The organism is Dechloromonas denitrificans (genome assembly GCF_020510665.1).
Classification (GTDB): Bacteria; Pseudomonadota; Gammaproteobacteria; order Burkholderiales; family Rhodocyclaceae; genus Azonexus; species Azonexus denitrificans_B.
Map to the genome: position 1 here is coordinate 1,944,025 of NZ_CP075187.1, position 17,875 is coordinate 1,961,899.

At 58.9% G+C, this 17,875-nt stretch carries 18 protein-coding genes and 2 tRNA genes; 10 read left to right on the forward strand and 10 right to left on the reverse strand.

What is annotated here, in order from left to right:
• Positions 1 to 198: 198 nt before the first annotated feature.
• Positions 199 to 477, reverse strand: a complete 279-nt coding sequence (locus KI614_RS09125) for a hypothetical protein (protein ID WP_226404870.1) — start codon at positions 475 to 477, stop codon at positions 199 to 201.
• A gap of 111 nt (positions 478 to 588) precedes the next feature.
• On the opposite strand from KI614_RS09125, the gene KI614_RS09130 reads away from it, so the two are divergent.
• The 4 genes from KI614_RS09130 to KI614_RS09145 all read left to right on the forward strand — a co-directional run bounded on the left by KI614_RS09130 (position 589) and on the right by KI614_RS09145 (position 5,220).
• Positions 589 to 1,434 carry a class I SAM-dependent methyltransferase gene (locus KI614_RS09130; protein WP_226404872.1) on the forward strand — a complete coding sequence of 282 codons (846 nt, stop codon included), beginning with the start codon at positions 589 to 591 and terminating at the stop codon, positions 1,432 to 1,434.
• 6 nt (positions 1,435 to 1,440) lie between these two features.
• Positions 1,441 to 3,318, forward strand: coding sequence for a peptidase U32 family protein (locus KI614_RS09135; protein WP_226404874.1), 1,878 nt, complete (start codon positions 1,441 to 1,443; stop codon positions 3,316 to 3,318).
• Between the two features lie 32 nt (positions 3,319 to 3,350).
• Positions 3,351 to 4,022 (forward strand): hypothetical protein, encoded by a 672-nt coding sequence (locus KI614_RS09140; protein ID WP_413464142.1) that lies wholly within the window; start codon positions 3,351 to 3,353, stop codon positions 4,020 to 4,022.
• A 241-nt stretch (positions 4,023 to 4,263) separates the two neighbouring features.
• A complete protein-coding gene (locus tag KI614_RS09145; RefSeq protein ID WP_226404878.1) occupies positions 4,264 to 5,220 on the forward strand; it encodes a TerC family protein in 957 nt (318 codons plus the stop codon).
• 37 nt (positions 5,221 to 5,257) lie between these two features.
• Here KI614_RS09145 and KI614_RS09150 read toward each other — a convergent pair whose 3' ends face one another.
• The gene (locus KI614_RS09150) at positions 5,258 to 5,809 is read right to left on the reverse strand and encodes a YaeQ family protein (RefSeq protein WP_226404880.1); all 552 of its coding nucleotides are present in this window, start codon (positions 5,807 to 5,809) and stop codon (positions 5,258 to 5,260) included.
• A gap of 105 nt (positions 5,810 to 5,914) precedes the next feature.
• On the opposite strand from KI614_RS09150, the gene KI614_RS09155 reads away from it, so the two are divergent.
• The 6 genes from KI614_RS09155 (at position 5,915) to KI614_RS09180 (ending at position 11,463) form a co-directional block, all read left to right on the forward strand.
• Positions 5,915 to 6,358 (forward strand): rhodanese-like domain-containing protein, encoded by a 444-nt coding sequence (locus KI614_RS09155; protein ID WP_226404883.1) that lies wholly within the window; start codon positions 5,915 to 5,917, stop codon positions 6,356 to 6,358.
• Positions 6,352 to 6,582 (forward strand): hypothetical protein, encoded by a 231-nt coding sequence (locus tag KI614_RS09160; protein WP_226404896.1) that lies wholly within the window; start codon positions 6,352 to 6,354, stop codon positions 6,580 to 6,582. Before KI614_RS09155 ends, KI614_RS09160 begins: the two co-directional genes overlap by 7 nt.
• A gap of 82 nt (positions 6,583 to 6,664) precedes the next feature.
• Complete coding sequence (gene upp / locus KI614_RS09165) at positions 6,665 to 7,291, forward strand: uracil phosphoribosyltransferase (protein ID WP_203466824.1); 627 nt, start codon at positions 6,665 to 6,667, stop codon at positions 7,289 to 7,291.
• 3 nt (positions 7,292 to 7,294) lie between these two features.
• Positions 7,295 to 8,533 (forward strand): uracil-xanthine permease family protein, encoded by a 1,239-nt coding sequence (locus tag KI614_RS09170; protein WP_226404898.1) that lies wholly within the window; start codon positions 7,295 to 7,297, stop codon positions 8,531 to 8,533.
• Between the two features lie 164 nt (positions 8,534 to 8,697).
• A complete protein-coding gene (locus KI614_RS09175; protein ID WP_226404900.1) occupies positions 8,698 to 10,335 on the forward strand; it encodes a methyl-accepting chemotaxis protein in 1,638 nt (545 codons plus the stop codon).
• A gap of 108 nt (positions 10,336 to 10,443) precedes the next feature.
• Positions 10,444 to 11,463 carry a class I SAM-dependent rRNA methyltransferase gene (locus tag KI614_RS09180; RefSeq protein ID WP_226404903.1) on the forward strand — a complete coding sequence of 340 codons (1,020 nt, stop codon included), beginning with the start codon at positions 10,444 to 10,446 and terminating at the stop codon, positions 11,461 to 11,463.
• Positions 11,464 to 11,549: 86 nt separating this feature from the next.
• Here the strand turns inward: KI614_RS09180 and KI614_RS09185 are convergent.
• The 8 genes from KI614_RS09185 to KI614_RS09220 all read right to left on the reverse strand — a co-directional run bounded on the left by KI614_RS09185 (position 11,550) and on the right by KI614_RS09220 (position 17,867).
• Positions 11,550 to 11,624: transfer RNA gene (locus tag KI614_RS09185), tRNA-Thr, on the reverse strand.
• 50 nt (positions 11,625 to 11,674) lie between these two features.
• Positions 11,675 to 11,750: transfer RNA gene (locus KI614_RS09190), tRNA-Asn, on the reverse strand.
• A gap of 115 nt (positions 11,751 to 11,865) precedes the next feature.
• On the reverse strand, positions 11,866 to 12,777 hold the full coding sequence (gene ylqF / locus KI614_RS09195) for a ribosome biogenesis GTPase YlqF (protein ID WP_226404905.1): 912 nt from the start codon (positions 12,775 to 12,777) through the stop codon (positions 11,866 to 11,868).
• 14 nt (positions 12,778 to 12,791) lie between these two features.
• Entirely contained in the window at positions 12,792 to 13,040 is a 249-nt protein-coding gene (moaD, locus tag KI614_RS09200; protein WP_226404907.1) for a molybdopterin converting factor subunit 1, read from the reverse strand.
• Positions 13,037 to 14,248, reverse strand: coding sequence for a gephyrin-like molybdotransferase Glp (gene glp / locus KI614_RS09205; protein WP_226404909.1), 1,212 nt, complete (start codon positions 14,246 to 14,248; stop codon positions 13,037 to 13,039). The genes moaD and glp overlap by 4 nt, the downstream gene beginning before the upstream one ends.
• Positions 14,242 to 14,748, reverse strand: a complete 507-nt coding sequence (gene mobB / locus KI614_RS09210) for a molybdopterin-guanine dinucleotide biosynthesis protein B (protein WP_226404911.1) — start codon at positions 14,746 to 14,748, stop codon at positions 14,242 to 14,244. Before mobB ends, glp begins: the two co-directional genes overlap by 7 nt.
• A gap of 13 nt (positions 14,749 to 14,761) precedes the next feature.
• Positions 14,762 to 15,937, reverse strand: a complete 1,176-nt coding sequence (locus tag KI614_RS09215) for a hypothetical protein (RefSeq protein WP_226404913.1) — start codon at positions 15,935 to 15,937, stop codon at positions 14,762 to 14,764.
• Complete coding sequence (locus KI614_RS09220) at positions 15,930 to 17,867, reverse strand: ATP-dependent DNA helicase (RefSeq protein ID WP_226404915.1); 1,938 nt, start codon at positions 17,865 to 17,867, stop codon at positions 15,930 to 15,932. Before KI614_RS09220 ends, KI614_RS09215 begins: the two co-directional genes overlap by 8 nt.
• Positions 17,868 to 17,875 lie beyond the last annotated feature (8 nt).

The window sequence follows — 17,875 nt, forward strand, 5'->3', positions numbered from 1 at the left end:
ATGGAGAGCCTCGCGCCATCATTGCGATGGCTGCAGCACTAAAACACCGTCATCGCGAGGCCGCTGGCCGTAGCGATCCAGTGGACGTCAAAAATCCGGATTGCTTCGCTTCACTCGCAATGACCGGACAAAACAAAACGGGCGCCATTTCGGCGCCCGTCTTTCTTTTTGCCCCCGCCGTAGCGGGGTCCAAAAACCTTAGTGTTTCAGATTGGCAGAAAACACTGCCTTGGATTTTTCTGAAAACTGGAATTCGTTGAATGCACGGCTGATTTCAGCGTCGTTGCGACCTTCGGAATGATCCTCGAAACTGATGCCGAGAAGTTTGCCGTTGGCTGCCAGCGTCTGGAAGGCGAAACGCCAGCGTTGAGCTTCTGCCAGCCGCTCACGTAGTTCGGCTTCGTTTGAAATCGTAATACCGGCTTTCTTCAGGGAATCCAGGAATTGTTCGAAGGATTCGTTGCTCAAACTGCCCATTTGTCTCTCCGTATGAAGTGCGGTGTTGGATCACCATGAGCCTAATAACGACGCAGTTTCGATTCGGTTGACACAAAAGTGACAGACATTTGAATGCGATAATCACGCCCTATGAAAAAGCAAAATACTCCTGCCGAAATTCCTGAAATTCGTCCCGGCCAGTCGATTGAACTGCTCAAGGAACTCCACATCCTGACGCGTGACGGCAAGCTCAACCAGGACACTCGCCGCAAACTCAAGCAGGTCTATCATCTTTACCAGTTCATCGAGCCGCTGCTGGCCGATGCCAGCAGCCTGGCCGACCATGGCGCCGGCAAGTCCTACCTTGGATTCATCTTGTACGACCTGTTCTTCAAGGATCGCCAGGCGGAAGAAAAACGCGGCCACATTTATGGCATCGAAACGCGCAAGGAACTGGTCGATAAATCACGCGAACTGGCTGCCCGGCTCGGCTTCGAGGGAATGAGCTTTCTCGACATCACGGTCGAAGAATCGACCCACTCAAAACAACTGCCCGAGCAGATCGACGTCGTCACCGCCCTGCACGCCTGCAATACAGCCACCGACGATGCCATCCGCTTCGCACTGACCAAGCAGGCCCGGCATATCGTGCTGGTGCCTTGCTGCCAGGCCGAGGTCGCCGCAACCATGCGCGCCCGGAAAAACGAATCTCTCGCCGCGACATCGCTGTCCGAACTGTGGCGCCACCCGATTCACACCCGCGAACTGGGTAGCCACCTGACCAATGTGTTGCGTTGCCTGCTGCTTGAATCGCACGGCTATCAGGTCACCGTCACCGAACTGGTCGGCTGGGAGCATTCGATGAAAAACGAATTGATCATCGCTTCAAAATCGGCAAGCAACGGCGGTCGACCGCGAAAGAATGCGCGCGAACGGGCCGAGGCCATCCTGCGTGAATTCAACATTGAAGAACTTGCCCCGCGTTTTGCGTACTAAACCCAGATGACCAGAATCCATCACCCGCTCGAACTCCTCGCCCCGGCCAAGAATGCCGATTTCGGCATCGAAGCCATCAAGCATGGCGCCGATGCCGTGTACATCGGCGGCCCCTCCTTTGGGGCGCGCTACGGGGCCGGCAACAGCGTCGCCGACATTGCCCGTCTGGCCGCCTTTGCCCATCGTTATCACGCCAAGGTTTTTGTCGCACTCAACACCATTCTGCGCGACGACGAACTGGAAGACAGCCGGCAGCTTGCCTGGCAACTTTACGATGCCGGTGCCGATGCGCTGATCATTCAGGATATGGGTCTGCTTGAAATCGACATGCCGCCGATCCAGTTGCATGCCAGCACGCAGACCGACAATCGCAATCCAGACAAGGTGAGATTCCTTGAAGATGCAGGCTTCTCGCAGGTTGTTCTGGCCCGTGAATTGAGCTTAAACGAAATTATCAAGATATCGTCGCAAACCACTGTTGCATTGGAATATTTTGTCCATGGTGCACTCTGTGTTGCGTACAGCGGCCAGTGCTTCATCAGCCATGCCCACACCGGTCGCAGCGCCAATCGTGGCGAGTGTTCGCAAGCCTGTCGCCTGCCCTACACGCTGATCGACGACAAGGGCAAAACGATCACCGAGAACCAGCACCTGCTGTCGATGAAGGACAACAACCAGAGCGAAAACATCCTCGCACTGGCCAAGGCCGGCGTCAGTTCGTTCAAGATCGAGGGCCGCCTGAAGGACCTCAGCTACGTCAAGAACATCACCGCGCATTACCGCACGCTGCTTGATGAAGTCATCGCCAACCACCCGGAATTCAGCCGCGCCTCCTCCGGCCACAGCAGCTACACCTTCGAGCCGCAGCCGGACAAAACCTACAACCGGGGCTATACCGATTACTTCGCCAACGATCGCCAGGACGATATCGGCGCGTTTGACTCGCCAAGTTTTGTCGGCGAACCGATTGGCGAGGTTGCCGAGATCGGTGATGGCTATTTCACGGTCAACAGCGCAATCGACTTCAATAACGGCGACGGCGTCTGCTTCTATGACGGCCACGGCGAAGTGGTCGGCATGCGCATCAACCGCGCGGAAGGCAAGACGCTCTTCCCGGTTGAAATCCCGTCCGAACTGACCGAAGGCGCAACGCTGTTCCGCAACCGCGACCAGGAGTTCGAACGCTCGCTGGAGAAGGAATCGGCCGAACGCCGTATTTCGATCCAGCCGGTGTTCAGCGAAACCACCGACGGCTTTGCGCTGACCCTGACCGACGAAGACCGGATCAGCGTCACGGTCGACCTGCCCCACAGCAAGGAAACGGCCAAGAATGCCGAACGCGCACTGAGCGGTCTGAGCGAACAACTCGGCAAGTTCGGCAACACGATGTTTGCCGCCCAACCGGTCGAACTGAAGCTGTCGCAAGCCTTTTTCCTGCCGACCAGCGCGATCAATGCGCTGCGCCGCGAAGCGACCGAAAAGCTCGAAGCCGCGCGGATTGCCGCCCACACCCGCCCACCCCGCGCCACACCGGCCAGCCAGCCAGTCCCTTACCCGCAGGAAGAACTGACTTACCTCGGCAACGTGTTCAACGCCAAGGCCCGCCAGTTCTACGAAAAACACGGCGTCAAACTGATCGCCGAGGCTTACGAGGCAAACCAGGAAAAAGGCATGGTCTCGCTGATGATCACCCGCCATTGCCTGCGCTACAGCTTCAATCTCTGCCCCAAGGAAGTGAAGCACCTGAAGTCGGACCCGATGACCCTGGTCAACGGCAATGAAAAACTGATCCTCAAGTTCGACTGCAAGGCGTGCGAAATGCACGTCATCGGCAAGATGAAAAAAGGCGTCAAGCTCAACCTCGGCAGCATTCGTCCGGTGTGACCCCAGCCACCTGCCCTTCCTGCCGACAGCCCATGGTTCAACGGCGCCTGGCGCGCCAGTTGCACGGTGAAGTCGAGCTTGATCTATGTTTTTCCTGCCAGGGCATCTGGTTCGATGACTTTGAAAGCGCACAACTGACGCCGGGCAGCATCATCGAGCTGTTCCGGCTGATTCACCAGCACCGCGACGATCAACGCCTGCCGCTACGCGACAGCCTCCACTGCCCGCGCTGCGACGAACGCCTGTTGCATAGCATGGACATCGTCCGCAGCGGACACTTCAATTACCACCGCTGCCTGCAAAAGCACGGACGATTCACCAGCTTCGCCCAGTTCATGATCGAAAAAGGCTTTGTCCGACAGTTGACCGTGGCAGAGGTCGATCAACTCAAGGCAAGAATCGGCAGTGTCCGATGCACCGGTTGCGGTGCGCCCGTCGATATCAAGCGCGACTATGCGTGCACGCATTGCCGCTCACCGATCGCCATTCTTGATCCGGAAGCAGTCGAACAGGCGCTGGCCACCTACCAGCAAGCCGAAATCAAGCGCACGACACGTGACCCGGCCATGCTGGCCGATGCAATCCTCGGTACGGAAAAAGAACGCGCCCGCCGACAGCGCGAAAAATCAAATCTTGTCGACTCAGCCGACATCGGCGACTTGATCATTTCAGGGATCGAAGTGGCCTGGAAAATTTTCCACTGAGCCAGCCCCCCCGTTTGACAGCCAGATCCGGTTTGATTACAGTCGATTCACCCAAGGGGGAGTAGCTCCTAACCGACTTGTCGTCATCACGAAGGCCCAAACCTTCCGGCAACCGGGCAGCAGATCAACGCTGTGAGCAAGACCTTTGCCGCAATGGCGAGGCACCTTTTGGCATTCCACGGCCCCTCGCCCAACCCGGCTCGGGCCGTTTGCTTTTCTGGAATGCACGAAAGGAACGATCATGGAAACCGTAGGCAATCTTGGCTTGTGGGTTGGATTTTCAGCCATCGTCGCAATCATGCTGGCAATTGACCTGCTGGTGGTCGGCGGCGGCAAGGAACACCGCGTCAGCTTCAAGGAGGCAAGTATCTGGTCGCTGATCTGGATCAGCCTCAGCCTGGCTTTTGCCGGCGGACTCTGGTGGCATCTCGACAGCAACGTCGGGCGCGAAATCGCCAACACCAAGGCGCTCGAATTCATCACCGGTTATCTGATCGAAAAAGCCCTGGCCGTCGATAACGTTTTCATCTGGATGATGCTCTTCAGTTTTTTTGCCATTCCGGCCGAACTGCAGAAACGGGTTCTACTTTATGGCGTACTCGGCGCCATCCTAATGCGCACCGTGATGATCTTTGCCGGTGCCTGGCTGATTACCCAGTTTCACTGGATTCTGTATGTTTTCGGCACATTTTTGCTGGTTACCGGCGTCAAGATGTACTGGTTTGCCGACGAAAAACCTGATCTGGAAAACAATCGACTGATTCGCTGGATACGCCGGCACATGAACATCACGACCGAATTTCACGGTCAACAGTTCTTCGTGATCAAAAATGGACTGCGCTACGCCACGCCGCTTTTTCTGGCCCTCGTCCTGGTTGAAATTTCGGACCTGATTTTCGCGGTCGACTCGATTCCGGCCATTTTCGCCATCACCACCGATCCGTTCATCGTGCTGACCTCGAACATTTTCGCCATCCTCGGGCTGCGCGCGATGTACTTCCTGCTGGCCGGCGTGGCCGACCGCTTCTCGCTGCTCAAGTACGGCCTGGCCATCGTGCTGATGTTCATCGGCGTCAAGATGCTGCTGATCGATCTCTACAAGATTCCGGTCGGCTTCTCCCTCGCCGTCATCGCCGTGATTATCGGCGCATCGGTCTGGGCCTCGCTGCACAAGGAAGCACGCGAAAAACAGGCGTAAAAAAAGCGAGCCGCCATGGCTCGCTTCTTTCACAGCATTACTGATCGGGCCCGAACAGCAAACGCGGCTTGAGTTCGACCTGGCTGCTGTCATTGCCCAGCCAGATCACCCCATCCTGAATGGTGCACTGCAGGCGCATGTTGCGCGCCGCCAGCCCGGCCAGCGCCTGGGACTCGTCGGGCGCCAGTGCATAGACCCGCAGATTCTTCTGCCCGGCCAGTTTGCTGGCCGACGCCTGCCACCAGAGATCGAGCGTCCGCGCGCCATAAGCCAGCACGACAGTTTCCCCGGAACGACTGCAGGCACGGCGGATATTGCGTTCATCAGGCAGCCCAACGTCGATCCAGCGTTTGATGAAACCGGTCAGGTCGGTATCCGCCAGATCCGCCTCATCTTCACTACTCGACAGCCCCCGGCCAAATGCCAGCGTTTCGGAGGCAAACATGGCGAAAGCCAGCAGGCGGATCATCATCCGCTGATCAGTTTCCGAAGGATGCCGGGCAATGGTCAGCGAATAGTCGCCAAAATGTGAGCGATCAAGATCGGCAAGCTGAAGCTCTGCCTTGAAGATGGTCGATTTGAGCGCCATGACTGCCCCGAAAAAAGCAGCGATTATCCCACGCCGGAGAGCGCATTCCGTCCGTCGGGCTGCAGGCCATCTATAATCGGTTCATTAAATACCGGAATAAAACCCATGCCCCGACTGATTTTTGCTGCCTTTCTGGCCTTTGCCACCACATTTGCCCAGGCCGAAGTAATCGACATCGACAATGCGGAGCTCGACAAATTGATCAAGCGCGGCGTTCCGGTCATTGACATCCGCACGCTGCCGGAATGGGAAGAAACCGGCATCATCAGCGGCAGCCGGCTGATTACCTTTTTCGACGAACGCGGCCGCTCCGACCCGGCAGCCTGGCTGGAGAAGATCAAGCCGGTCGCCAAACCCAATGAGCCGGTGATCGTCATCTGCCGCTCGGGCAACCGGACCAAGCCGGTCAGCCAGTTTCTTTCGCAACAAGCCGGTTACACCCAGGTGTACAACGTCAAAAACGGCATCAAGGGCTGGAGCAAGGAAAACGGCCCGCTGACCCCGGCCACCCAGAGCATTGCCGCCTGCCGCGCTGCCAAATCTTGCTGATTCAAGCAGTCGACCGCAAACGTTGCGCCAGTTGCGAACGCTGGCAGGGGCCGCGCCAACCCGGCGCGACGAACGCCAGCGTGTTGATCGAATCGGAAACGGTGACCGGTCTGTGCTGCGGCGGAGGCTGGGATGGCGATGAACGCCGGGCACGTTCGGCGTGCGGTCACTGGCAACGCTGGCTAAAACTTCAAAACAGCCCGGAAACACCCGAAAAACCGTGATTTTTTGACGCTTGATGGTGCGCCGGCAGCGCGAATCCGTTAACCTGCAAGCCTTAGAAAAATAGTACTTTTGGAGAACACCATGCCGGTGATTGAAGTCCGCCATCCCCTCGTCAAACATAAAGTCGGCCTGATGCGTGCGGCCGACATGAGTACCAAGAAATTCCGCGAGCTGACGGCTGAGTTGGCCCGTCTGCTGACTTACGAAGCTTGCCGGGATTTTGAACTCGAACGCTGCACGATCGACGGCTGGGCCGGCCCGGTTGAAATCGACCAGATCAAGGGCAAGAAAGTCACTGTCGTGCCTATCCTGCGCGCCGGTCTCGGCATGCTGGACGGCGTACTCGACCTGATTCCGAGTGCCAAAGTCAGTGTCGTCGGCATCGCCCGCAACGAAGAAACGCTGATGCCCGAGCCGTATTTCGAGCGCTTCGTCGGCCAGCTCGACGAGCGCATGGCCTTGATCATCGACCCGATGCTGGCAACCGGCGGCTCGCTGATCGCCACCATCGACATGCTCAAGCGCAATGGCTGCAAGCACGTCCGCGCCCTGGTGCTGGTCGCCGCACCGGAAGGCATTGCCGCGCTGCAGGCAGCTCATCCCGAAGTGGAAATCTACACTGCTGCGGTCGACAGCCATTTGAACGAACACGGCTACATCATTCCCGGTCTCGGCGATGCCGGCGACAAGATTTTTGGAACCAAGTAAGCCATGAGCACCACCCACGAACCCACCTGGCGGACAGCTCTTTCCGGCGCACAAATCCTGTTCGTCGCTTTCGGCGCAACCGTCCTCGTCCCGCTGCTGACCGGTCTCAACCCCAGCCTGGCCCTGCTTGGCGCCGGCGTTGGCACGCTGATTTTCCAGATCTGCACCAAACGCCAGGTGCCGATCTATCTCGGCTCAAGTTTCGCTTTCATCGCCCCGGTTGCCTACTCGGTGCAAACCTGGGGCATGCCGGCGACGCTCGGCGCCCTCGCCTCGGCCAGTTTCTTCTATTACGTTGCGGCCGGGCTGGTCAAATGGCGCGGCGTCAATTTCATCCACCGTCTGCTGCCACCGGTAGTGATCGGCCCGGTCGTCATGGTGATCGGCCTCGGCCTGGCCCAGGTGGCGGTCAATATGGCAACCGGCAAAGCCGGCGACCAGCAGGTCGTTCCCTATGGCACGGCACTGTCGATTGCGGCCATTTCGCTGGCCGCGACGATGCTGACCGCCATTCGTGCCCGTGGCTTGCTCAAGCTGGTGCCGATCCTGATCGGTGTTGCCGTTGGCTACTCTGTCTCGCTTTTTGCCGGGATTGTCGATTTCAGCAAGGTCGAACAAGCCGCATGGATCGCCATGCCGCAATTCGGCTCACCGGAGTTCAATCTGGCAGCCATTCTGTTCATGATCCCGGTCGCCATCGCCCCGATCGTCGAGCACGTCGGCGGCGTCCTGGCGATTGGTTCGGTCACCGGCAAGGACTTCACCGAATCGCCCGGCCTGCATCGCACGCTGCTCGGCGACGGACTGGCCGTCAATATCGTCGGCCTGTTCGGCGGCCCGCCGGTCACCACCTACGGCGAAGTAACAGGGGCCGTCATGCTGACCCGAAACTTCAATCCGGTCGTCATGACCTGGGCTGCCTGCTTCGCGATCATGATGGCCTTTGTCGGCAAATTCGGCGCCCTGCTCCAGACCATCCCGATGCCGGTCATGGGCGGCATCATGATGCTGCTCTTCGGCTCGATTGCCGGCATCGGCTTGAAGACCATCATGGATGCACGCGTCGATCTCTCCAGCCCGCGCAATTTGTGCATCGTTTCCGTCACGCTGGTCACCGGCATTGGCGGTCTCGGCCTGAGCATCGGCAGTTTCTCGCTGCAAGGCATCAGCCTGTGCGGCGTGCTGGCGGTGGCATTGAATCTGATTCTGCCGACCAGCCAGTCGTCTCCGGAAGCTGGCTAGGCCTCCACGGGGTGGGCTGTCCAGCCCACCCACGGTCCGTATCGGACAAGATATTCCTCTTGTGCCACACCACCCTCATCCGGGTGTATGCTCTTTATTAGCATTATCTGGTTTTGCACAGATGCGTACCAAAAAACAAAAACCGCTCAAAATAGGGGAAAAAAATGCTGAGTAATCTCTCGCTACGCAGCCGTCTCGTCCTGATCGTCATTGCGGCTGTGATCGGCATGGGGCTGATCGCCGTACTGGGTGCCAACAGCGCTCGCCAGGCACTGCAGGAAGGACATCGCGAACAAGTCCGGACCGGCGTTCAGGGTATCCACAACATTGTCAGCTTTTTCCATGCCCAGGAAGTGGCCGGAAAAATGACCCGCGAGGAAGCACAACAACTGGCCGCTTCGGCCATCCGTGAAGCGCGCTACGGCGGCGCTGACGGCAAGACTGAATATTATTATGCATGGACCCTCGAAGGGGTTGGCATCGCTCACGTCAAACGTGAATTCGAAGGTCAGAACATGATGGAAAAGCTGAAGGATGCCCAAGGGCGCCTGACGCTTCGTGAAATCATGAATTCCGTTCAATCGAGCAATGAAGGGTTTGTCGAAACTACCTTCATGCGCCCAGGTGGAACAACGCAATTCCCCAAGCTGCTTTTCGTTATGAAATTCAGTCCGTGGAACTGGGTCATCGGCACAGGCATCTATCTCGACTCGGAAGAGCAGTTGTTCCGTGACCGCCTGATTTCCCAGCTGTCCATTGCCCTGATTCCGATCTTGATCATTGGCCTGCTCAGCTTTGTCGTTTCGCGCAGCGTTCTCGGCCAGATTGGTGGCGAGCCTGCCAAGGCCGCTGAAGTCATGAAGCAGATTGCCGACGGCGACCTGACCACCTCGGTTGGCAATGCGCCACGTGGCAGTTTGCTGTTCATGCTGGGCATCATGACTGCCTCCCTGCGCGACATCCTTGAACAAGTCCGGCGCGATGCGCGCAATGTGGTGACCAATTCGGAGCAAATCAGCCTCGCCTCGCGTGAAGTGGCCATGGCCGCACACCAGCAAGCCGATGCGACGTCTTCGATGGCAGCAGCCATCGAGCAATTGACGGTCAGTTCGAACCATATTTCCGATAACGCAACCGATACCGAACAGCTTTCCCATACGGCAGTCCAACTGGCCAATCAGGGAACTGAACGGGTCAACCAGGCCACTCAGGCGATCCAGCAAATTGCCCGGACCGTCTCGGGCGCCTCTGAAAACATCAAGGTACTGCACGACCGCGCCAACCAGATTTCAAGCATTGCCTCGGTCATCAAGGATATTGCCGGACAAACCAATCTGCTGGCACTCAATGCCGCGATCGAGGCTGCCCGAGCCGGCGAACAAGGCCGTGGTTTTGCGGTGGTGGCCGATGAAGTGCGCAAACTGGCTGAACGGACATCAAGCGCAACCACCGAAATCGAGCAGATGATCGCCGGGATTCAACACGAAACCGAAGGCGCTGTCCGCACCATGGATGCCGCCCTGCCAGAAGTCGAGCGAGGCGCAGAACTGGCTGCCTCGGCGGCCGACTCGCTGACCAGCATCGAAAACGGAGCACACCAGACACTTGACCGGATCCGTGAAGTCGCAGGCTCGACGCGCGAACAGAGTGCGACCTCGACATCGATTGCCCAACGCGTCGAGGAAATCGCCAACATGGTCGAGCAAACCAGCCACAGCATGTCCGGCATGAGCCAGTCGGCCAGCAGCCTTGAAGCGGTTGCCGTGAATCTCGAACAGATCGTCGGACGTTTCCGCACCTGATCGGTTCAAACCGGCTCCGCCTCGGCGGAGTCCGGTAAAATTGGCGGTTTTCGGCTTTCTGGCTGCGGTCGACCGCAGTGATTGCTGTAACCCTCACCGGAAACCGCCATGTCTTCCCTGCCACTTGTCAGCGCTATAGAAAAAGCCTTCTCGGCCCGCCAGACTCTCATCGAGTCACTGCACGGCGAAAAAACCAACGCCTACCGGCTTTTCAACGGCAGCACCGAAAATCACCCCGGTCTCACGGTCGACCGCTACGGTGACCTGCTTTTGATCCAGACCTTCCACGTACCGCTCGAAGCCGATGAGCGGATCGCCATCGAAAACTATTACGCGAGCGCCCTGCCCGGCCTGATCACGGTTTACAACGACCGCAGCCAGAGCAATTCACGCATTGCCAACCCGCTGCAAGGCCAGGAGCAAGCAGAGGCCGAAAAGCAGCGGCAGTTCAGTGAGCTGGGTTTGAATTACCTGGTCCAGGGACGCCACAGCGGGCAGGACCCCTGGCTTTTCCTCGACATGCGCGCCGGTCGTCGGCGGATTCTTCAGGAAGCCGCCGGCAAGAGCGTTCTCAACCTGTTTGCCTATACCTGCGGGATCGGTGTTGCGGCGGCCAAGGCTGGTGCTACGCACGTGGTCAACGTCGATTTTGCCGAATCAAATCTCAACGTAGGCAAGGAAAATGCCCGGCTGAACGACTTGCCGATACGCATGCGCTTCGTCCAGAGCGATGCCTTTGCTGCCATGCGCCAATTCGCCGGCATCGGCCAGGCCAGCATGGTACGCGGCAAACGTATGCCGGCTTTTCCAAAACTGGAAGCCAAGCGCTTCGATCTCGTTTTCCTCGATCCGCCACGCTACGCCAAAAGCGCTTTTGGCGTGGTCGACATCGTCAATGACTATGCGGCCTTGATGAAGCTGGCGCTAGCGTGCACCAACGAGGGCGGAACCTTGATCTGCTGCAACAATGCAGCCCAATTGTCGCGTGAAATATGGGGCGACCAGCTGCTGCGTTGCGCTAAAAAATCAGGTCGAACGGTACGGGAAATCGAATGGATCATGCCGGAAGAAGACTTCCCCAGCCATGACGGCCAACCGCCACTGAAAATTGCGCTGCTCAGGGTCTAAACTTCGCGGCCTCCGGAAACGAAGGCCGTAAACGCAAAAAGCCGATGCATTAGCAGCGGCAGTCAAACTTGCGGAAACAAAACGTGTGGTGCCCATGGGCAGGATCGAACTGCCGACCTCTCCCTTACCAAGGGAGTGCTCTACCACTGAGCCACATGGGCACAACTCAAGACAGCCGAATCAGAAGGTTGTGACCTGAAACAGTGGCTTTTGGCTCCCCGACCTGGGCTCGAACCAGGGACCTACGGATTAACAGTCCGGCGCTCTACCGACTGAGCTATCGAGGAACTACGCTGCGATCAATAACGATCACCAACAGGGCGCGAATTATATACAAGAGTTTCGAAAACGCCTAGTACTCTGCGTTTCGAGAGACAAATAAATTTTCGCCCCACTGATTTTTCAGGCTTTTTCGGCATCAGCCGCAGCAGCTGCGGCTGCCAGCGCGGCCAGTTGTGTCTCCCGTTCAGCACGCAAGACGGGGGTTTCAAGACTGATTCGGCCGAGTGCGCCACTACGATAATCGATCAACAGGATGGCCGCAGCCTTTTCGAAATCATATTCACCGCCCCGCCCCTTGAGCAGGCAGCCGCGCTTTTTGGCGACCGCTTCGATCACCGAAACGCCATCCATGTTTTCAGTTGAAAAGCCATAGCGCGCCGTCAGCATCGCCGGATATTGCTCAAGCAGGAAGCTGGCAAGAAAGGTGGCTACTTCCTCGTCGATATAGGCATTGACCCCGACCGCGTGGCTGGCCGCCAGCATCAGGCCATCGATCGGATGGGCAATCTTCGGCCACAGCATGCCCGGCGTATCGTAGATGGTCAGGCGCGAACTGATGTCGATGCGCTGCTGGCTCTTGGTCACGGCTGGCTGGTCGCCGACGGCTGCAACCCGCTTCTTGACCAGCGCATTCATCAGCGTCGATTTGCCGACGTTGGGAATCCCCATGATCATCAGGCGCAGCGGCTTGACCGCATCGCAGCGATGCGGCGCCAGCTTCTGGGCCAGCCCCGGCACGCGGGCGACGTCGCTGGCCTTCTTGCAGGAAATGGCGACAGCCTTGACGCCGGGCTGTTGCTCGAAATATTCCATCCAGGCCTTGGTCGCTACCGGATCGGCCAGATCGGCTTTGTTCAGCAGCTTGAGGCAGGGACGCTGCCGAAAAGCGCGCAGTTCGTGGATCATCGGATTGCTGCTGGCCTGGGGCAGTCGAGCATCCAGTACCTCGACCACGACATCGGCCATGGCCAGCGTTTCGGCTGCCTTCTTGCGGGCCGAGGTCATGTGCCCCGGGAACCATTGAATCGACATTACTTGCTTTCCTTTCAGCCGCCCGTGACCGGAGGGAAAAAGGCGACTTCATCGCCACTCTTCACCGCCGCATCGAGCCCGGCCATATCCTGATTGATAGCGCAGCGAAGATTTTTCGCCACCGCCAATGATTCCCGCCCCTGCGCCACCAGCCAGTCGCGCAAGGCACCGACCGTGTTGACCCCGGCCGGGAGTTCGATTGTTTCGCTGCCGCGCCCGAGCGCTTCCTTGAGGCTGGCAAAATAGAGGATCGTGACGCTCATGACAGCAACTCCGCAAAAGGCACGAATTCGACCAGATCGCCGCGGGCAATGGTTTTCCCCGGCGAATTGATCACCAGGCCATCGCCCCAGCACAGCGAGGTTACCACCCCTGAGCCTTGGTTGACGTAGAGTTCGATGCCGCCGTCGGCATTGATCCGGGCGCGCAGGAATTCCTTGCGCGCATCCGGACGCAGCCATTCAAAATCGGCGCGTTGCGCAAAACTACGCGGCATCAGCTGCCCCGCCCCCTGCAAGCGAAGAATGAAGGGGCGGACCATCACCATGAAAGTCACCATGGCAGCAACCGGATTTCCCGGCAGACCGATGAACCAGGCTTTTCCGGCGTCGTCCGGGCGACGTACTTCGCCAAAGGCCAGCGGCTTGCCCGGCTTGATGGCAATTTTCCACATATCGAGCCGACCTTCAGCCTCGACCGCCGGCTTGACATGATCCTCCTCACCTACGGAAACACCGCCGCTGGTAATGATCAGATCATTGTCGGTCGCCGCCTTGCGCAATGCTTCGCGGGTGGCGTCGAGCTTGTCCGGCACCGTGCCCAGATCGCGCACTTCGCAGCCCATACCTTCAAGCAGCGTGACCAGCGCATAACGATTCGAGTTGTAGATCGCCCCTGGCGGCAATGGTTCGCCGGGTTGCACCAGTTCATCGCCGGTGAAGAAGACACCGACGCGAACCCGACGATAGACCGGCAACTCGGGCAGACCGGCGGAAGCAGCCAGGGCGATGTGCGGCGGCTGCAATTTGACGCCAACCGGCAGGATTTCGGCGCCAACCGAAATGTCCTCACCGGCCCGTCGAATGTTTTCACCCGAACGCGGCAGATGGTTGATGACGACCCCGCCCTCGCCGTGCTCGCAAAGCTCCTGCATGACCACCGCATCGGCGCCCGCCGGCACGGGTGCGCCGGTGAAGATACGGGCTGCGCTACCCGGCTGCAGCGCCGTGCCGACAGTGCCGGCAGGAATGCGCTGGCTGACCGGCAGGCGAACCCCCTTGGCGGCGATATCGGCCAGACGCACGGCATAGCCATCCATCGCCGAGTTATCGAGCGGCGGGACTGCCACGGTCGACCGTTGTGCGAGGGCCAAAATGCGCCCGGCAGCGGCCGTCAGCGGCAGCGAGCGGATTTCTTCGACAGGCTGGGCTGCGGCCAGCAATTTTTCCAGGGCTTGTTCAAAACTCAGCATGGGCGTTCCTGCAATTCGAGAGTAGTCATCACAAAATCGGCGATCGCACCGACATCATTGAGCGGCAACGTCGGCAAGTGCGTCGCCAGCTCGGCATCGGTCGCAATCGCCACAATGTCGCTGCGTTCGGTGAACAAGGGCGGCTTGCCATTTTCAGGCCGGTAGACTTCGAGCTTGGGCACCGGTTCCTGCTTGAACCCTTCGATCAGCACCAGATCGCAAGGCGCCAACCGGGCCAGCAATTCGGCCAGCGTCACCTCGCCTTCATCGCGTCGTTCGTGCATCAAGGCCCAGCGGTCGTGGCAGGAGAGCAGCACTTCCGCTGCACCAGCTTCACGGTGACGGTAGGAATCCTTGCCCGGACGGTCGATATCGAAACCATGGTGAGCGTGCTTGATGACGGACACTTTCAACCCGCGCGCTGTCAGGACAGGAATCAGTTTTTCGAGCAGGGTTGTCTTGCCGGAACCGGAATAGCCGGCGATCCCAAAAACCTTCATTGATGCCTCGGTTTCATACAGCGAACACCGGGGCAAAGCCACCACCCGGCGTACGAAAATTGGTCGTTTGCCCCTGATAAAGCCGGGCCGCCATCAGTTGAACCTGGCCGGCGTAGACATAACAGCGCAGGTCAAGCTTCATCACTTGCGCCGCATCGGCCACTGCCACGGTCAACTCGGAGGGCGGAACGATTTCCTGGGCGATATAACCGCCCTGCAGGATTTCTTCGAAAACACGCTTGGTCAATTTATCGCCACGGTAGGCGGCACGACTGCCAAAACCGGCTGCCGGCTTGAAGAACCAGTTTTTTCGACCGGCCCAGAAAGCCTCGCTCGCGCCCGGCTCAACCGCCACGGTACGCGGAATGCCGGCCAGCAGGAGGCGTTGCGTCGCCTCGGGAACGCCCATGTCGGCCAACGCAGCCGGGTCGGAAAGCAGCATCAGGTTGCGCTTGTCGGCATACAGTGCATGAGCCTGCGGATGCGGTGTCACAACCACGCCATCAGCCTCGAAAACAGCCTTCAAATCGGCGTTGACCGCAGTATCGAGCGAAAAATCGGTCAGCCGGTTGTACACCAGATCGACTACCGCACCGCGATACAGCAAACGATCGTCATCGCGTTGCAGCTCAGCCGGATCAGCCACGACTGCAGCAATGCCGTGCGCTTCGAACAACTGGCGAAAAAGCTCGAACTCCGGCGCCAAGTATTGCCCGGCCGGATTCTCATCAATGATGGCAATACGCTTCAGCGGCTGCTCGCCGCGCATCAGCCGCCACTCTTCCCTGAACATGGCAACGAATGCCTGACGCAGGCGCTGCGCTTCATCACGCCGGCCATGAGCCGCCAGCAGGCAGACATTGAGCAGCGCACCGCCAGCGTTGGTGTTGATTTCGATCAGTTTCGGGCCGTCGACCGCGAGATGAAAATCGTAGCCGTAAAACACACCACGCGCCGCAACATCCTTCCGGGCGCCGAGCGGCGCCCAGCCAAGCACACGCTGGCGATAGGCCGGCATGGCGACAACCGATTCGATGGCAGCGATCAACCCGGCCATGGCCTCGGCCTGCCCGGCCGAAACCGTCAGCTCGGCCGCTGAAAACAAGCTGGGGTGGGATTGCTGGAGCGCATTGCCGTCCAGATTGCCAGCGGCCAGCAACTCGGCATTCAGGGCTGGTCGATCAAACATTGCCGTTACGCCGGGCAAAAAAATCAAGCACGTCCTTCAACTCCTTGGTCCGCTTCATCGGTGGCAGACTTTGCCACACCCGCCGCCCGTAAGGCTTTGACAGAAGTCGGGGATCGCAGATCATCAGCACGCCGGTATCGCTTTCATCGCGAATCAACCGGCCGGCGCCCTGCTTGACGTTGATCACGGCACGCGGCAACTGGTATTCGATGAAGGCATTGCGCCCCTGCTGCTTCATCTGCTCGATACGCGCCGAAAGCACCGGATCATCGGGCGGCGCGAAGGGAATCTTGTCGATCACGACGAGCGACAAAGCCTCGCCACGCACATCGACGCCTTCCCAGAAACTCTGGCTACCGACCAAAATGGCGTTGCCGAGATGGCGGAAACGTTGCAGCAGATCGTTCTTGCTACCCTCGCCCTGAATCAGCAAAGGCATGTCGATACCCTGATCTTTGAGCTTGGCCTTGAGCAGTTCGTGCGTCCGGCGCATGGCGCGCAAGCTGGTGCACAGGAAAAAAGCCCCGCCACCGGCCGCAACCACGGCCGGAAAGGCCGCTTCGACCACGGCATCGGTATAACCGAAGGAATTCGGTTCCGGCATGCCGAGCGGCGCATAAAGCATGGCCTGCTTTTCGTAATCGAAGGGACTCTGCCAGCAGGCCGACTCCGGATCGCCCAGCCCCAATTCGGCGCAGTAATGATGAAACTTGCCCTGCACGGCGAGCGTCGCCGAGGTGAAAATCCAGGCCCGTGGATGGCCGCCCATCTGCTTGCGGAAAATATTGGCGACACTAAGCGGCGTCGAGTTGAGTTGCAGCGCATGCGTGAAAGCTTCCGCCCAGCGCACATAACCGTCATCGACTTCCTTTTGCCAGTGGCCGATCGCCTGGACTAATTCAAGCGCCCGCTGCCAGCATTTCTCCAAGCCCTCAGCACGTTCGGCCTGGGTTTCAAGCAAGGCGGCGAAGTTGCTGACTTCCTCTTCAAGCAGCTTGAGCGCCGGGGCAAATTCGGGCTTTTCGAGCAGTTGACCGTAGGAAAAGCGTCCGGCATCGAGACCGACCGCCAGACGCAAATCCTTGGCCGTTTTTTCCATTTTCTTGCTGGCTTCCGGCAAGGCCAGGAAGTCACGCGCATGGGTCATCGCCTCGGATCGCGCATCGCGCGCCAGATCGAGGATTTGCGCGGTCGACACGGTATCGCCGAAGAATAGCGTGGCGACTTCCGGCAACTGATGGGCTTCGTCGAAAATCACCGTATTGCAGGCCGGCAGCAGTTCGGCCATACCTTCATCGCGCAGCATCACGTCGGCAAAGAACAAGTGATGATTGACTACCACCAGATCAGCCGCCATCGCCTCGCGGCGCGCCTGCATGACGAAGCATTCCTTGTAATTCGGGCAATCCTGACCAAGACAGTTTTCGCGCGTCGAGGTCATGTGCGCCCAGACCGGCGAGCTTTCGGAGACTTCCAGACATTCGGCCTTGTCGCCGCTCTGCGTGACCTTGGCAAAAATCGAGATGCGCCGCGCATCGGCCGCATCTTCGCGGGTCAGGAAACGACCGTCGGCCTGGGCGTGTTCAAGGTGGTAATGGCAAACGTAATTGGCCCGGCCCTTGAGCAGGGCAATCTTGACCGGCGCCTTGAGAATGTCGCGGACCATCGGCAGGTCCTTGTTGAACAGCTGATCCTGCAGCGTCTTGGTCCCGGTCGAGACAATCACCTTGCCGCCCGATTTGAGCGCCGGAACGAGATAGGCAAATGTCTTGCCCGTGCCGGTCCCCGCCTCGGCGATGAACACCGAACAGCTATTGATCGCAGCCGCGATGCGCTCGGCCATCTCGACTTGCTGATCGCGCACGCGATAGCCGCCGATGGCACGGGCCAGCAGCCCGTCTGGAGCAAAAATTTCCTGGAGGGACGACAAAGGGGAAT

Bases quoted from the DNA above. Each gene is read 5' to 3' on its own strand.
- upp (WP_203466824.1), top strand. From the start codon at position 6,665: ATGCCGGTGATTGAAGTCCGCCATCCCCTCGTCAAACATAAAGTCGGC.
- mobB (WP_226404911.1), bottom strand. From the start codon at position 14,748: ATGAAGGTTTTTGGGATCGCCGGCTATTCCGGTTCCGGCAAGACAACC.
- KI614_RS09150 (WP_226404880.1), bottom strand. From the start codon at position 5,809: ATGGCGCTCAAATCGACCATCTTCAAGGCAGAGCTTCAGCTTGCCGAT.
- KI614_RS09175 (WP_226404900.1), top strand. From the start codon at position 8,698: ATGCTGAGTAATCTCTCGCTACGCAGCCGTCTCGTCCTGATCGTCATT.
- KI614_RS09170 (WP_226404898.1), top strand. From the start codon at position 7,295: ATGAGCACCACCCACGAACCCACCTGGCGGACAGCTCTTTCCGGCGCA.
- moaD (WP_226404907.1), bottom strand. From the start codon at position 13,040: ATGAGCGTCACGATCCTCTATTTTGCCAGCCTCAAGGAAGCGCTCGGG.
- KI614_RS09155 (WP_226404883.1), top strand. From the start codon at position 5,915: ATGCCCCGACTGATTTTTGCTGCCTTTCTGGCCTTTGCCACCACATTT.
- ylqF (WP_226404905.1), bottom strand. From the start codon at position 12,777: ATGTCGATTCAATGGTTCCCGGGGCACATGACCTCGGCCCGCAAGAAG.
- KI614_RS09125 (WP_226404870.1), bottom strand. From the start codon at position 477: ATGGGCAGTTTGAGCAACGAATCCTTCGAACAATTCCTGGATTCCCTG.
- glp (WP_226404909.1), bottom strand. From the start codon at position 14,248: ATGCTGAGTTTTGAACAAGCCCTGGAAAAATTGCTGGCCGCAGCCCAG.
- KI614_RS09145 (WP_226404878.1), top strand. From the start codon at position 4,264: ATGGAAACCGTAGGCAATCTTGGCTTGTGGGTTGGATTTTCAGCCATC.
- KI614_RS09180 (WP_226404903.1), top strand. From the start codon at position 10,444: ATGTCTTCCCTGCCACTTGTCAGCGCTATAGAAAAAGCCTTCTCGGCC.
- KI614_RS09135 (WP_226404874.1), top strand. From the start codon at position 1,441: ATGACCAGAATCCATCACCCGCTCGAACTCCTCGCCCCGGCCAAGAAT.
- KI614_RS09140 (WP_413464142.1), top strand. From the start codon at position 3,351: ATGGTTCAACGGCGCCTGGCGCGCCAGTTGCACGGTGAAGTCGAGCTT.
- KI614_RS09130 (WP_226404872.1), top strand. From the start codon at position 589: ATGAAAAAGCAAAATACTCCTGCCGAAATTCCTGAAATTCGTCCCGGC.
- KI614_RS09215 (WP_226404913.1), bottom strand. From the start codon at position 15,937: ATGTTTGATCGACCAGCCCTGAATGCCGAGTTGCTGGCCGCTGGCAAT.